At 75.7% G+C, this 16,424-nt stretch carries 1 protein-coding gene; it reads right to left on the bottom strand.

Translation table 11 applies throughout. The features are described 5' to 3' along the window. Positions 1-10 precede the first annotated feature (10 nt). A complete protein-coding gene (locus ACIP4X_RS33830) occupies positions 11-16,417 on the bottom strand; it encodes a type I polyketide synthase (RefSeq protein ID WP_401352122.1) in 16,407 nt (5,468 codons plus the stop codon). Between the last annotated feature and the right edge of the window lie 7 nt (positions 16,418-16,424).

Raw genomic sequence — 16,424 nt, 5'->3', positions numbered from 1 at the left:
TCACTTCGCGCTACAGGTCGGACTGGCCGTTGAGCGCGGCCCGCACCAGGTCTGCCACTGTCATCGAGTCGACGGACTCGTCGTCTTCGTCGTCGCCGGTCGCACCGCCGCGTCCGGCGAGCTGGAGCAGGGGCTCCAGGACGCCGATCTCACGCAGCCGGTCGAGCGGCACGGAGGCCAGTACGGCCCTGATCTCGGTCTCCTCGTCGGACACGGCCGGCTCGTCGGGGACGAGCCGGGCGAGGACGAACTCACCCAGTGCCAGCGGCGTCGGGTGGTCGAAGACCAGCGTCGCGGGCAGGCTCAGACCGGTCGCGGCGCCGAGCTGGTTGCGCAGCTCGACCGCGCCGAGTGAGTCCACCCCGAGGTCCCGGAAGGACCGTTCGGCACCGACGGCGCCGGTGTCCGGGTAGCCGAGGACCTGCGCGGCACGGGTGCGCACCAGGTCCACGACGGTGTCGAGACGGCGGGCCGGCGCCATGCCCGCCAGCCGGTCGGCGAGGGTGCCCTCCGGGGACTCGGGCGCCGCGGCGGCGACGGTCTCCCGGTAGCCGGGGAACTCCCGCAGCAGGGCGCTCGGCCGGGTGCCGCCGAAGGCGGAGGCGAACCGGTCGAGGGCGACCTCGGCGACCACCGCGGTCGGCTCCTTGCCGTTGACCAGCCGCAGCAGCGACTCCACGGCGAGGTCCGGGTCCATGGCGACGACACCGGCCCGGCGGGCCGCGTCGTCGGCGCCGTGGCCGTCGGCCATGCCGCCGCCGCCCCAGGCGCCCCAGGACACGGAGGTCGCGGGCAGGTTCAGCGCCCTGCGGGTCTCGGCGAGGGCGTCCAGGACCGCGTTGGCGGCCGCGTAGTTGGCCTGGCCGGGGTTGCCGACCGCGGAGGAGGCGGACGAGAACAGGACGAACGCGGCCAGGTCGAGGTCGCGGGTCAGCTCGTCGAGCAGCAGCGCCGAGGTCACCTTCGCGCGGAACACCTGCTGGTACCGCTCCGGGGTGAGCCGGTCGATGACGCCATCGTCGAGCACGCCCGCCGCGTGGATCACCGCGGTCAGCGGCCGGTCGGCCGGGATCGCGTCGAGCACGGCGGTGAGCCCGTCCCGGTCGGAGGCGTCGCAGGCGGCGAGGGTGACGCCGGTGCCGAGTGCCTGGAGTTCGTCGCGCAGGGCGGTGGCGCCGGGCGCCTCGGGTCCGCGGCGGCCGAGCAGCACCAGGTGCTGTACGCCGTCCTTGGCCAGTCGGCGGGCCACATGGGCGCCGAGGGCGCCGGTGCCGCCGGTGATCAGTACGGTGCCGGTCGGGTCCCAGGCTCCGCTCTGCCCGCGGTCCGGGGCCGGTACGAGGCGGCGGGCGAGGACGGCGGAGCCGCGCACGACGACCTGGTCCTCCCCGTCGAGTCCGGCGAGGACGGCGGCGAGTCCTGCGGCGGCCCGCTCGTCGGCGCGTTCCGGCAGGTCCACGAGGCCGCCCCAGCGGTGCGGGTACTCCAGCGCGGCCACCCGGCCCAGGCCCCACACGGCGGCCTGGAGCGGCCGGCGCGGGCGGTCGGTGCGGTTGGCGGACATGGCGCTGCGGGTGACGCACCACAGCGGGGCCTCGATCCCGGCGTCGCCGAGGGCCTGGAGCAGCGTGCCGGTGAGGGCGACGCCCTCCGGCACGTCGCCGTGCACGGTGTCGCGCAGGGCGAGCAGGGAGACGACGCCGGCGAAGCCGGTGCCCTCCCCGGCGGCCTCGCGCAGGGTGGCGGCCATGGTCTCCCGGTCGGCGTCGCCGGCCTCGGCGCGCACCACCCGGGTGCCCAGGGCGTCCAGCGCGGTCCTCACCCACGGGTCCTCGCCGAGTCCCTCGGGGACGACGGCCAGCCAGGTGCCGGTGAGCGGCTTGCGGTGGGCCATCGCCGCGCCGGTCAGACGCTTCCAGACGACGCGGTGGCGCCAGCTGTCGAGCCGTGTCTCCTCGGACGTGCGGCGGCGCCAGTCGAGCAGCGCGGGCAGCACCTTGGAGAGGGCGTCGCCCTCGACGTCGAGGACGGACTCCAGCGAGCCGAAGTCCTCCTGCGCGACGGCGTCCCAGAAGGCGGTGTCGGTGCCGTCGGCCTCCGCGCCGGATCCGCCGCCCTGCGGGGTGGCGGGCAGGGTGTCGGGCCAGAAGCGGCCGCGCTGGAAGGCGTAGGTCGGCAGGTCGAGCCAGGCGCCGGGGGCGGCGTCGAAGAAGGCGTCCCAGCGGGGTCCGGCGGCGTGCACGTGCAGCCGGCCTAGGGCGGCGACCAGGGTCTCCGCCTCGTCGCGGTTGCGGCGCTGCGCGGGGATGCTGACGCTGTCCGGGGCGCTCTGCTCGGCGAGCGCGGACAGCACCGCGTCGGGGCCGAGTTCGAGGAAGACGCGCACGCCCCGGGCGGCCAGCGCGGTGACGCCGTCGGCGAACCGGACGGTGCCGCGCACGTGGCGCACCCAGTAGTCGGCGCCGCACAGTTCGTCGGCGCCCGCGACGTCGCCGGTCACGTTGGACACGACGGCGATGCGGGGCGTCTCGTAGCGCAGGCTCTCGGCGACCTTGCGGAACTCGGCGAGCATCGGGTCCATCAGCGCCGAGTGGAAGGCGTGGCTGACCTTGAGGCGGGTGGTGCGGCGGCCCCGTTCGGCGAGGACGGCGGCCAGGGCGAGCACCGCGTCCTCCTCACCGGCGAGCACCACGGAGGAGGGGCCGTTGACCGCGGCGATCGACACCGCGTCGGTGAGTTCGGCGGCGACCTCCTTCTCGGTGGCCTCGACCGCGACCATGGCGCCGCCGCGCGGCAGTTCCTGCATCAGGCGGGCCCGTGCGGCGACCAGCCGGCAGGCGTCGTCCAGGGAGAGGACGCCCGCGACGTGGGCGGCGGCGATCTCGCCGACGGAGTGGCCGGCGACGAAGTCCGGCGTCACGCCCCAGGACTCCACCAGGCGGTACAGGGCGACCTCGAAGGCGAACAGGGCGGGCTGGGTGTGCCCGGTCTCGTTCAGGGTCTCCTGGTCGCGGTGCCAGACGATGTCCCGCAGCGAGGCGCCGAGGTGACCGTCGAGCCGGGCGAGGACCGCGTCGAACGCCTCGGCGAACGCCGGGAACCGCTCGTACAGGTCCCGGCCCATGCCGAGTTGCTGGGAGCCCTGCCCCGAGAAGAGCACGGCGTGCTTGCCGGTGCGCTCCACGTGGTGCTCGACGACGTGCGCGGCGGTGGTGCCCTCCGCGACGGCGGTGAGTCCGGCGAGCAGCGCGTCCCGGTCGGCGGCGGTCACCGCGGCCCGGTACTCGAAGACGGCGCGGGTGGTGGCCAGGGTGCGGGCCAGGTCGGTGAGCGTCTCCCCGGGGTGTCCTGTCACGTGGGCCAGGAGCTTGCGGGCCTGGGCGCGCAGCGCGTTCTGCGAGCGGCCGGACAGCAGGACCGGGACGGGCGAGCCGTCGTCGTTGGGCCGCGCGGGCTGCCGGACGGGTTCCGGCTGCTCCAGGATCAGATGGGCGTTGGTGCCGCTGGCCCCGAAGGAGGAGACGGCGGCCCGGCGCACCCGCTCGGCCTCGGGCCACGGGGTGGCCTCGGTGAGCAGGCGGGCGTTGCCCGCGGTCCAGTCGACGTGCGAGGAGGGGTTCTCCGCGTACAGCGAGCGCGGCAGCAGTCCGTGCTGCATGGCGAGCACCATCTTGATGACGCCGCCGACACCGGAAGCGGCCTGCGTGTGGCCGATGTTGGCCTTGAGGGAGCCGACGAGCACGGGCCGTTCGCGGTCCTGGCCGTAGGTGGCCAGCAGGGCCTGGGCCTCGATCGGGTCGCCCAGCTTGGTGCCGGTGCCGTGCGCCTCGACGGCGTCGACGTCGGCGCTCTCCAGGCGGGCGTTGGCGAGGGCCTGGCGGATGACACGTTGCTGGGCGGGGCCGCTGGGCGCGGTCAGGCCGTTGGAGGCGCCGTCCTGGTTGATCGCGGAGCCGCGCAGCACGGCGAGCACGCGGTGGCCGTTGCGGCGGGCGTCGGAGAGTCGCTCGACGACGAGCATGCCGACGCCCTCCGCCCAGCCGGTGCCGTTGGCGTCCTCGGAGAAGGCGCGGCAGCGGCCGTCGGGCGACAGCGCGCCCTGGGCGCTGAACTCCACGAAGCCGACCGGGGTGGCCATCACGGTGACACCGCCGGCCAGGGCGATCGAGCACTCGCCCGAGCGCACGGCCTGGGCGGCCAGGTGCAGGGCGACCAGGGAGGACGAGCAGGCGGTGTCGACGGACACCGTGGGGCCCTGGATGCCGAAGGTGTAGGCGAGGCGGCCGGACAGGAGGCTGGCGGACTGGGCGGTCTGCCACTGGCCGTACTCGGCGGGCGGCCGGTAGTCGCCGGAGCCGCCGCCGACGAAGACGCCGGTGGTGCCGCTGCCCCGCAGGGCCGCAGGGTCGATGCCGGCCCGCTCCAGGGCCTCCCAGGACGCCTCGAGCAGGATCCGCTGCTGCGGGTCCATCACCATGGCCTCGCGCGGCGAGATGCCGAACAGACCGGGGTCGAAGTCGGTGGCGTCGTAGAGGAATCCGCCCTGGTCGGTGGCGCTGCGGCCGGGGCCGTCACCGGCGAGGGCGTCGAGGTCCCAGCCGCGGTCGGCCGGGAAGTCGCCCACGGCGTCGGCCTCGTCGACGAGGAGTTGCCACAGGTCCTCGGGCGAGTTGACGCCGCCGGGGTAGCGGCAGGCCATGCCGACGATGACGACCGGGTCGTCGCCGGTGGCGACAGGCGCGGCCACCGGGGCGGCGGTGTCCGTGGCGCCGCCGAGGAGTTCGGTGCGCAGGTAGGCGGCGAGCGCCGCGGGGTTGGGGTGGTCGAAGACCAGGGTCGCGGGCAGGGTGACGCCGGTGGCCGCGGTGAGCTGGTTGCGCAGGTCGACGGCGGTCAGCGAGTCGAAGCCGAGGTCCCGGAAGGGCAGGTCGGGTTCGACGAGCGCGGTGTCCGCGTGGCCGAGGACCAGGGCGGCCTTCTCACCGACGAGGGCGAGCAGGATGTCGTCCCGGTCGGCCGCGGGCTGCTCCAGGAGCCACTGGCCGTAGCCGCCGGAGGCGGCGGCCCCCTCGGCGCGGGCGCGGGCCGCGCCGGCGAGCGCGGTCCTGGCCTCGGGCAGTCCGTCGAACAGCGCGGTGGTCCTGGCCTCGTGGTGGGCCGGGGCGAAGGTGTCCCAGCGGACGTCGGCGACGGTGACCGCGGCGGAGCCGTCGGCGACGGCACCGGCGAGGGCGGTCAGGGCGGCGTCGGCGTCCATCACCGGCAGGCCGTTCATGCGCAGGTGGGCGGTGGTCGACGGGTCGGCCAGCTCGGCCCAGGCGCCCCAGTTGACGGCCAGCGCGGGCGTGCCGCCGGCGCGCAGGGCGCGGGCGAGGGCGTCGACGTAGGCGCCGCCCGCGGCCTCGTCGGACCGGCCGCGCACGCCCCAGACCCCGGCGATGGAGCCGAAGAGCACGAAGGCGTCCAGGGAGCGGCCGGCGACGGCCTCGGCGAGGGCGTCGACCGGGGCGAGCGCGGCGGCCAGGCCGTCCGTCGGGGCGTCGTCGGCGTACACGACCGCGGTGAGGTCGGTCAGACCGTCCAGGAGCGCGGTGGCCGCGTCCCGGTCGCCGGTGTCGTAGAGCGCGACGGTGACCTCGGCGCCGAGCCGGGCGAGTTCGGCCCGCAGTTCCTCGGTGTCGGTGCCGCCGTCGGCGAGCGGGGTGGTCAGCACCAGGCGGGCGGCGCCCTCGCGGGCGAGCCAGCGGGCGGCGCGGGCGCCCATGGTGCGGGTGCCGCCGACGACGAGGACGGTGCCGTGCGGGCGCCATCCGGCGTCGCCGGGGGCGACGGCCGTGCGCACGAGGCGGCGGCCGAAGAGACCGGAGGCGCGGACGGCGATCTGGTCCTCGGCGCCGGGACCGGTCAGGTGGGCGGCGAGCAGGGCCACGGCGTCCGCGTCGGCGTCGGGCGCGAGGTCGGCGAGGCCGCCGAAGCCCTCGGGGTGCTCCAGGGCGGCGACCCGGCCCATGCCCCACAGGGCGGCCTGGCCGACGGCGGCGGGTGCCTCCCCGGTGACGGAGACGGCGCCGCGGGTGACACACCACAGCGGGGCGTCGACACCGGCGGCCCGCAGGGCCTCCAGGACGGCGGCCGGTGCGGCGTCGGGCGCCGGCAGGGCGCCGGTGCCCGCGGCGAGCAGCGAGACCACCAGGGTCCAGCCGGCCGGGTCGAGATCGGCGAGTTCCCGGGCGAGGGAGCCGGAGGTCCCGTCGACGACGAGCGGGTCGGCGCCCAGGGCGGCGACGAGGGTCTCCGCCCAGTCGGCGCCGGCGTGTTCGGCGGGCACGAGGGCCAGGACTCGGCCGGTGGGCGCGGCGGGCGCCGGGGTGCCGAGCGCGGTCCAGCTCTCGTGGTAGCGCCAGTCACGGGCGGTGGAGTGGGCGTCGTTGCGGCGGCGCCAGGCCGACAGCGCGGGCACCATCGTGGTGACGGTGTCGCCGTCCAGGCCCAGGGAGGCCGTGAGGCTCTCCAGGTCCTCCCGCTCGACGGCGGCCCAGAAGGCGGCGTCGACGGGGTCCGGTGTGCTTCCGGCGCCGGGCGCGGCGGGCTCGGGCCAGTAGCGCTCGTGCTGGAAGGCGTACGTCGGCAGCTCGACGCGGTGTCCGCCGGTGGCGGCGAACCAGGCGGTCCAGTCGGGTCCGTTGCCCTGGGTGTGCAGGGTGGCGAGGCCCTCCAGGAGGGTGGTCTCCTCGGCGCGGTCGCGGCGCTGGAGCGGGACGACGGCGGCGGGTGCCCCGTCGGCGGACGCGTCGAGGGTCTGCTGGGCGGCGGCGGTGAGCTGGCCGTCCGGGCCGATCTCGACGAAGGCGGTGACGCCGGCCTCGCGCAGGGCGCGCACGCCGTCGGCGAACCGGACGGTGTCGCGGACGTGCCGCACCCAGTAGGCGGGGGTGAGGAGTTCGGCTCCGGCGGGGGCGCCGGTCACGGTGGAGACCAGCGGGATGCGGGGCTCGTGGTAGGTGAGGGACTCCGCGACCCGGGCGAAGGCGGTGAGCATCGGGTCCATGAGCGGCGAGTGGAAGGCGTGGCTGACCCGCAGGCGGGTGGTCTTGCGGTCCTGCGCCTCGAAGTGCGCGGCGATCGCGGCGACCTCGTCCTCGTCACCGGCGACGACCACCGACGAAGGACCGTTGACCGCGGCGATCGACACCCGCTCCGTCAGACGCGGGGCAACCTCCTCCTCGGTGGCGCGCACCGCGAGCATCGCACCGCCCCGCGGCAGCTCCTGCATCAGGGAGGCGCGAGCGGCCACCAGCCGGCAGGCGTCCTCCAGCGAGAACACCCCGGCGACATGGGCCGCCGCGATCTCACCGACGGAGTGACCGGCGACGTGGTCGGGGGTCAGGCCCCACGACTCCAGGAGGCGGTGGAGGGCGACCTCGACGGCGAACAGCGCGGGCTGGGTCCAGCCGGTCCGGTCGAGCAGCTCGGACTCGGGCGTGCCCGGCGCGGCGAACAGAACCTCCCGCAGCGAGAAGTCCAGCGCGGTGTCGAACTGCCCGAGGACCGTGTCCAGCGCGTCGGCGAACACCGGGAACCGCTCGTACAGGCCGTGGCCCATCATGGCGCGCTGGGCGCCCTGGCCGGAGAACAGGAAGGCGGTGCGGCCGGGGGTGCGGGACGCGACCGAACGGGCCGTCTCGCGCACCCCGTCGGGACCCGCGAGCAGCACGGCGCGGTGCGGGAAGAGGGTGCGGTCGGTGACCAGGGAGCGGCCGACGTCCAGCGGGGAGAGCTCCGGGTGGGCGGCGGCGTACGCGGTGAGCCGGTCGACCTGGTCCTGGAGGGCCTCGCGGCTGCGGCCGGAGACGATCCACGGGACGGTGGTGACGTCGGCGGCGGGGGCGGGCTCGTCGGCGGGCGCGGCCACGGGCTCGTCGGTGGGCGCCTGCTCCACGATGACGTGCGCGTTGGTGCCGCTGACGCCGAACGCGGAGACGCCCGCGCGCCTCGGCCGTCCGGTACCGGGCCACTCGCGTTCCTCGGTGAGCAGCGACACGGCGCCGCTGCTCCAGTCGACGTGGCTGGTGGGGCTGGTGACGTGCAGGGTGCGCGGCAGGGTGCCGTGCTGGATCGCCAGCAGCATCTTGATGACGCCGGCGACGCCCGCGGCGGCCTGGGTGTGGCCGATGTTCGACTTGACGGTGCCGAGGAGCAGCGGCCGCTCGGCGTCGCGGTCCCTGCCGTACGTGTTGAGCAGGGCCTGCGCCTCGATCGGGTCGCCGAGGGTGGTGCCGGTGCCGTGCGCCTCGACCGCGTCGATGTCGGACGGCGCGAGGCGGGCGTCCGCGAGGGCCTGGCGGATGACGCGCTGCTGGGAGGGGCCGTTGGGGGCGGTCAGGCCGTTGGAGGCGCCGTCCTGGTTGACGGCGGTGCCGCGGATGATGCCGCGGACCTCGTGGCCGTTGCGGATGGCGTCGGAGAGGCGCTCCAGGACCAGGATGCCGACGCCCTCGGACCAGGCGGTGCCGTCGGCGTCGTCGGAGAACGGCTTGCAGTGTCCGTCGGGGGCCAGGCCGCCCTGGGTGCTGAACTCGACGAAGGAGTCGGGGGTCGACATCACCGAGACGCCGCCCGCGACGACGAGGTCGCACTCGCCGGCGCTCAGCGCGCGGCCCGCCCAGTGCAGGGCGACCAGCGAGGAGGAGCAGGCGGTGTCGACGGTGACCGCGGGGCCCTCCAGGCCGAGGGCGTAGGAGAGGCGGCCGGACATCACGCTGGCGGTGTTGCCGGTGGCGACGTAGCCGGAGACGTCCGAGGTGGAGCGGCGCAGCAGGTTCGGGTAGTCCTGGCCGTTGGTGCCGACGAAGACACCGGTGGTGGAGCCGCGCAGCGCGGACGGGTCGATGCCGGCCCGCTCCAGGGCCTCCCAGGTGGTTTCGAGCAGCAGCCGCTGCTGCGGGTCCATGGCGAGCGCCTCGCGGGGCGAGATGCCGAAGAAGCGGGCGTCGAAGTCGGCGACCCCGGCGAGGAATCCGCCGTGCAGCGTGTCGGAGGCGCCGGCGCCGAGCGCCGCCATGTCCCAGTTGCGGTCGTCGGGGAAGCGGGTGATGCCGTCGCGGCCCTCGGTCAGCAGCCGCCACAGCTCCTCGGGCGTGGTGACGCCGCCGGGGAAGCGGCAGGCGAGGCCGACGACCGCGATCGGGTCGTCGTCGACGGCCCGGGTGGCGACGGTGTGGGCGGTGGACTCCGTGAGCGTGCCGAGGAGTTCGGCGAGCAGGAAGTCCGCCATCTCGCGCGGCGTGGGGTGGTCGTAGACGAGGGAGGCGGGCAGGCTCAGGCCGGTGATGGCGTTGAGCGCGTTGCGCAGCTCCAGGACGGTGAGCGAGTCGAAGCCGAGGTCGCGGAAGGCCAGGTCGTCGTCGACGGTGCGGGCGTCGGCGTGGCCGAGGACGGCCGCCACCTGGGTGCGCAGCAGGTCGAGGACGTGCGCGGCGCGCTCCTCGGCGGGCATCTGGGCGAGTTGCTGCCGCAGGCCCGACCCGGTGGTGCCGGACGCCGCCGGGGCGGTGGCGCCGGCGGTCTCCGGGAGGTCGGCGACGAGCGGCAGCGGGCGGGTGGCCGCGAAGGCGCGCAGGAAGCGTTCCCAGTCGATGTCGGCGATGGCGACGGTGGTGTCGCCGTTGTCGACGGCGCGCAGCAGCGCGGCGACTCCGGAGGCGGGGTCGAGCGGTTCGAACCCGCCGCGGCGGACGCGGGCGGCGATCTCGGCGGCGTCGGCGACCATGCCGGAGCCGGCCCAGGGGCCCCAGGCCACGGACAGGGCGGTCAGGCCCTGGGCGCGGCGCTGTTCGGCGAGGGCGTCGAGCTGGGCGTTGGCGGCGGCGTAGTTGCCCTGTCCGGCGGCGCCGATGAGGCCGGCGGTCGAGGAGAACAGGACGAACGCGGCGAGGTCGAGCCCGGCGGTGAGGTCGTGCAGATGGCGGGCGGCGACCGTCTTGGCGTGCAGGACGGTGGCGAAGCTCGCCGGGGTCAGCTCGTCCACCACGTGGTCGTCGACGACGCCCGCGGTGTGGAAGACGGCGGTGAGCGGCGCGTCCTCGGGCACGTCCGCGAGGAGCGCGGCGAGCGCGTCGCGGTCGGCGGCGTCGCACGCGGCGATGGTGACGCGGGCGCCCGACTCCTCCAGTTCGGCGCGGAGTTCGGCGGCGCCGGGGGCGTCGGGGCCGCGGCGGCTGGTGAGCAGCAGGTGGGCGGCGCCGTCGCGGGCGAGGCGGCGGGCGAGGTGTCCGCCGATGCCGCCGGTGCCGCCGGTGATCAGGACGGTGCCGGCCGCCGGGTCGAAGGCGGAGCCGACGGTGTCGGCGGCGGGGCTGTGGGCGAGCCGGCGCAGGAAGACGCCGCTGGCGCGGACGGCGACGGCGTCCTCGCCGTCGCCCGCGGCAAGGATGCCGCGCAGCCGTCGGGCGGCCTGCGTGTCGAGGTTCTCCGGGATGTCGACGCTGCCGCCGACGCGGCCGGGCAGTTCGAGGGCGGCGGCCCGGAACAGGCCCCACACGGCGGCCTGTTCGGGTGCCGTGACCTGCTCGGAGCGGCCGACGGCGACGGCTCCGCGGGTGACGTTCCACAGCGGGGCGTCGACTCCGGCGTCACCGAGCGCCTGGAGGGCGGTGGCGGTGAGGGTGAGCGCGGCCGGGGCACCGGGGTGTCCGGCGTCGCCGGGCGCGAGCGGCAGCAGCGACAGCACGCCCTGGAAGGTGTCGCCGTCGGCGGCCTCGGTGAGCCGGGCGGCGAGGGCGGCGCGGTCGGTGCCGGTGACCTCCACGCGGACGGTCGCGGTGGCGAGGGCGGCCTCGACATCGGCGGCCCAGGCGGCGGTGGTCTCGTCGCGGTGCTCCGCCGGTACGAGCACGAGCCAGCGTCCGGTGGGGGCCGCGGTGGGGGCGCCGCCGCGCGGCTTCCAGGTGACGCGGTAGCGCCAGGAGTCGAGCGCGGACTGTTCGCCGCGGCGCCGCCGCCAGGCGGTGAGCGCCGGGACCATCGCGGTGACGGTCGTGTCGTCCAGGCCGAGGGAGGCGGCGAGCGAGGCGACGTCGGCGTGTTCCACCGCGGCCCAGAACTCGGCGTCCAGCGCGGAGCCGGGGGCGGCGGTGGTGATGCCGGCGGCGGTGGTGTCGGGCCAGTAGCGCTCGCGCTGGAAGGCGTACGTGGGCAGGGCCACGCGGCGGGCGCCGCCGCCCTCGAACCAGGCGGCCCAGTCGACGTCGAAGCCGTGGGCGTGGGCCGCGGCGACGGCGGTGACGAGGGCCTGCTCCTCCGGGCGGTCGCCGCGCAGCGTGGGCAGCAGCGCCGTGCGGGAGGCGTCGGTGAGGCTCTCGCGGGCCATGCCGCTGAGCACGCCGTCGGGGCCGAGCTCCAGGAAGGTCTGGACGCCGCCCTGGGTGGACAGCCAGCCGATGCCGTCGGTGAAGCGCACGGCGGAGCGGACGTGGGAGACCCAGTAGTCGGCGCCGCACACCTGCTCGGGGGTGGCGAGGGTGCCGGTCACATTGGAGACGAACGGGATCGCCGGCGCGTGGTACGTGAGGGTACGCGCCACGGCGGCGAAGTCGTCCAGCATGGCGTCCATGAGCGGCGAGTGGAAGGCATGGCTCACCCGCAGCCGCTTGGTGCGGCGCCCCTGCTCGGCGAAGTGCGCGGCGACGGCGAGCACGGGCTCCTCCACGCCGGCGACGACGACGGACCGGGGCCCGTTGACGGCGGCCACGGAGACCTGGTCGGCGAGGCCTTCCAGGTGCGGCAGCACCTCGTCCTCGGCGGCCTCCAGGGCGACCATCGCGCCGCCCTCGGGCAGCGCCTGCATGAGCCGGCCGCGGGCGGCCACCAGGGCGCACGCGTCGTCGAGGTCGAGGACGCCGGCGACGTGCGCGGCGGCGATCTCGCCGACGGAGTGGCCGGCCAGGTAGTCGGGGGTGATCCCCCACGACTCCAGCAGCCGGAACAGCGCCACTTCGAGGGCGAACAGCGCGGGCTGCGCGTAGCCGGTGCGGTCGAGCAGGGCGGCGTCCTCGGAGCCCTCGGCGGCGAACAGCACGTCGCGCAGGGGGCGTTCGGTGGTGCCGTCGATCCGGGCGAGCACCGCGTCCAGGGCGTCGGCGAACACCGGGTGGCGCTCGTACAGTTCGCGGCCCATGCCGAGGCGCTGGCTGCCCTGTCCGGTGAACAGGAAGGCGGTGCGTCCGCGGCCGGTGCGGCCCTGGACGAGACCGGCGCCGGGGAGTCCGTCGCGCAGTGCGGTCAGGCCGCGCACCAGTGCGTCGTGGTCGTCGGCGACGACCGCGGCGCGGTGCTCGAGGGCGGCGCGCGAGGTGGCGAGGGAGAACGCCAGGTCGGTGAGGTGGATGCCGGGACGGTCCGCCAGCAGGTCGAGCAGGGCTCCGGCCTGGGCGCGCAGTGCAGCCTCGCCGCGTCCGGAGACGAGGACGGGCACGACGCCGTCCCGCGGCGCGGGCGCGTCCTCGGCGGCGGCCGGGGCGCTCTCGGCGGGGGCCTGCTCCAGGATGGTGTGGGCGTTGGTGCCGCTGAGGCCGAAGGACGACACGGCGGCGCGGCGCGGACGGCCGGTCTCGGGCCACTCGGTGCGCTCGGTGAGCAGCTGGATGGCGCCCGAGGACCAGTCGACGTGGGTGGACGGCTCGTCGATGTGCAGCGACCTGGGGACGACACCCTCGTTGAGGGCGTGGACCAGCTTGATGACGCTGGCGACACCGGAGGCCATCTGGGTGTGGCCGATGTTGGACTTCACCGAGCCGAGCAGTACGGGCCGCTCGGGGTCGCGGTCCCGGCCGTAGGTGGCGAACAGGGCCTGCGCCTCGATCGGGTCGCCGAGTGAGGTGCCGGTGCCGTGGCCCTCCAGGACGTCGATGTCGTCCGCCTCGACACCCGCGTTGGCGAGGGCCTGGCGGATGACGCGCTGCTGGGAGGGGCCGTTGGGGGCGGTGAGGCCGTTGGAGGCGCCGTCCTGGTTGATGGCGGAGCCGCGGATGACGGCGAGGACCTCGTGGCCGTTGCGGCGGGCGTCGGAGAGCCGCTCCAGCAGGATCAGGCCGACGCCCTCGGCGAGGGTCATGCCGTCGGCGCCCTCGGCGTACGCCTTGCAGCGGCCGTCCTCGGCCAGCGCCCGCTGGCGGCTGAAGCCGATGAACGACATGGGCGTGGACATGATGCTGGCACCGCCGGCGAGGGCGAGGGAGCTCTCGCCGTTGCGCAGCGACTGGCAGGCCAGGTGGATCGCGACCAGCGAGGACGAGCACGCGGTGTCGAGGGTGACGGCCGGGCCCTCGAAGCCGAACAGGTAGGAGACACGGCCGGACAGCACGCTGGGCAGCGAGCCGGTGATCATGTGGCCTTCGGAGCCCTCGCTGCCGGGCACGGCGGCGCCGTAGTCCTGGTAGCTGGCGCCGATGAAGGTGCCGGTGAGGCTGCCGCGCCGGCCGACCGGGTCGATGCCGGCGTTCTCGAAGACCTCCCAGGCCGTTTCGAGGAGGAGGCGCTGCTGCGGGTCCATCGACAGGGCCTCGCGGGGCGAGATGCCGAAGAAGCCGGGGTCGAAGTCGGCGACGTCGCGCAGGAAGCCGCCCTGCACCGAGTAGGTGCGGCCGGACGCGTCCGGGTCGGGGTCGTAGAGGGCCTCGGCGTCCCAGCCGCGATCGGCCGGGAAGACGGAGATCGCGTCGACCTCGTCCAGCGCGACCCGCCACAGCTCCTCGGCGGAGGTGACGCCACCGGGGTAGCGGCAGCTCATGCCGACGATGGCGATCGGGTCGTCGTCGACGGGCGCGTCCGCGGTGACGGCGACGGCGCCCGCGGAGTGGACGTCGGCGAGTTCGGAGTGGAGGAAGCCGGCCAGGGCGGCCGGGTTCGGGTAGTCGAAGACCATCGTGGACGGCAGCGTCAGCCCGGTGACGGACGCGAGCCGGTTGCGCAGCCCGACGGCGGTCAGCGAGTCGAAGCCGACGTCGCGGAAGGCACGCTGGTCGGTGAGGTCCTCGGCGGAGGCCAGGCCGAGCACGGAGGCGGCCTCGGTGCGGACGGTCTCCAGCAGCTTGCGGTGCTGCTCGGCGCCGGGCAGGGCCAGCAGCGCGGCGGCGAACTCGCCCTGCACCGCGGTCCCGGCGCTCTGCGCGGCGGCGGTGGTGAGCTGCCGCACCTCGGGGACCTCGTCGAACAGCGGGGTGGGCCGGGCCGAGGTGTAGACGGGGTGGTACGTGTCCCAGTCGACGTCGGCGACCGCGATGACGTGCTCGTCGTCGTCGAGGGCCCGCTTGAGGCCGCTCAGCGCGAGCTGCGGGTCCATGAACTCCAGGCCGCTGCGGCGGATCATCTGAGGGTCGACGCGGCCGAGTTGGAGGTCGTCGGCCCAGATGCCCCAGGACAGCGACAGGGCGGTCAGGCCGCGGGCGCGCCGGTGCTCGGCGAGGGCGGCCAGGTAGGCGTTGCCCGCGACGTACGCGGCGTGCGCGCCGCTGCCCCACATGCCGGCGGTGGAGGAGTACAGGACGAAGTCGTCCAGCTCCTCGTCGTCGAGGAGTTCGTCGAGGAGCTGCGCTCCGGTGACCTTGGCGGCCAGGACGCGGTCGAAGTCGTCGAGCGTGGTGGCGTCGAGGGTGTGCAGTTCGATGGTGGCCGCGGTGTGCACGACGGTGCGGACGGTGCGGCCCTCGGCCTTCAGGCCTTCGAGGAGGGCGGCGACCGCGTCGCGGTCGGTGATGTCGCAGGCGGCGAGGGTCGTCGCGGTGCCGCGTTCCTCCAGCTCGGCGCGGAGTTCGGCGGCGCCGGGCGCCTCGGGGCCGCGCCGGCTGACCAGGACCAGGTGCTCGGCGCCCTGCTCGGCGAGCCAGCGCGCCAGGTGCGGGGCGAGGGTGCCGGAGCCGCCGGTGACCAGGGTGGTGCCGCGGGGCTTCCAGTCGCGGGCGGAGCCGTCGGGGGCGGCGTCGGCGCGGACGATACGGCGGGTGAAGACGCCGGAGGAGCGCAGGGCGATCTGGTCGTCGTCGCCGAGCGCGCCGGCGAGGACGGCCGCGAGGCGCTGGCCGGCGCGGGCGTCGAGCGTCTCGGGCAGGTCGACGACACCGCCCCAGCGTCCCGGGCACTCCAGCGCGGCGGTCCAGCCGATGCCGGTGACCTGGGCCTGGACGGGCGCGGTGACCTTGTCGGATCGGCCGGTGGAGACGGCGCCGCGGGTCAGTGCCCACAGCGGCGTGTCGATGCCGGCGTCGCCGAGCGCCTGCACGAGGGCGACGGTGAGGGCGACGCCGAGGACGAGTCCGGTGCCGGGGACGGCGCCGGTCCGCTCGGCGCCCGCGAGGACGGAGACGATACCGGAGAGGCCGTCGGTGTCGGTGAGGCGCTCACGCAGGACGGCGCGGTCGACGCAGGTCTCGTCGAGGACGAGGCGCCGCACCTCGGCGCCGCCCGCCTCCAGCGCCTCGGCGACGTCGGTGTCGTCGACGCCGTCGGCGGACACCAGGAGCCAGGTGCCGTCGAGGGTGCGCTGCGGGAGCTTGGTGACGGGCTTCCAGGAGGGGCGGTAGCGCCAGGATTCGACGGTGGACCGCTCCTTGCGGGACCGGCGCCAGGAGGACAGCGCGGGCAGCACGGCGGCGACGGAGTCCTCGTCGGTGCCGAGGGCCGCGGTCAGGGCGGAGACGTCCCCGTCCTCGACGGCGGTCCAGAACGCGGCGTCCTCGGGGTCGGCCGCGGTGACGGCCTCCTGGACGGCCGGGACGACCCACAGGTTCTCGTGCTGGAAGGCGTAGGTGGGCAGGTCGACCCGGGACGCACCGGTCCCCTCGAACACGGCGGCCCAGTCGACGTGGACGCCGCGCACGAACACCTCGGCGGCGGACAGCAGGAAGCGGTCCAGGCCGCCGTTGTCGCGGCGCAGGGTGCCGGAGGCGACACCCGCCACTCCGGCGTCGTCGATCATGTCCTGCACGGACATCGACAGCACCGGGTGGGAGCTGACCTCGATGAAGGCACGGTGCTCGGCGGCGATCAGACCGCGCACGGCGTCCGCGAACAGCACGCGTCCGCGCAGGCTGCGGTACCAGTAGCCGGCGTCCATGACGGTGGTGTCGAGCCAGTCGCCGGTGACCGTGGAGAAGAACGGGATCCCGGACGCGGCCGGCTCGACCTCCGCCAGCAGCTCCAGGATCTCGTCGTGCAGGTCCTCGACGTGGTGGGAGTGCGAGGCGTAGTCCACGGCGATCCGGCGGGCCCGGATCTCCTCGGCGGTGAGCTGCGCGTGCAGTTCGTCCAGGGCCTCAGGCTCGCCCGCGACGACGGAGGAGCGGGGGCCGTTCTCGGCGGCGACGGACACCCGCCCGCCGAACGCCTCAAGACGGGCCTCCACATCGGCGACGGGCAGCGCCACCGACATC

This window comes from Streptomyces sp. NPDC088817 (assembly GCF_044750345.1).
GTDB lineage: Bacteria > Actinomycetota > Actinomycetes > Streptomycetales > Streptomycetaceae > Streptomyces.
The sequence above is the reverse complement of the archived record's forward strand: the minus strand, read 5'-3'. Positions and strand labels throughout refer to the sequence as shown.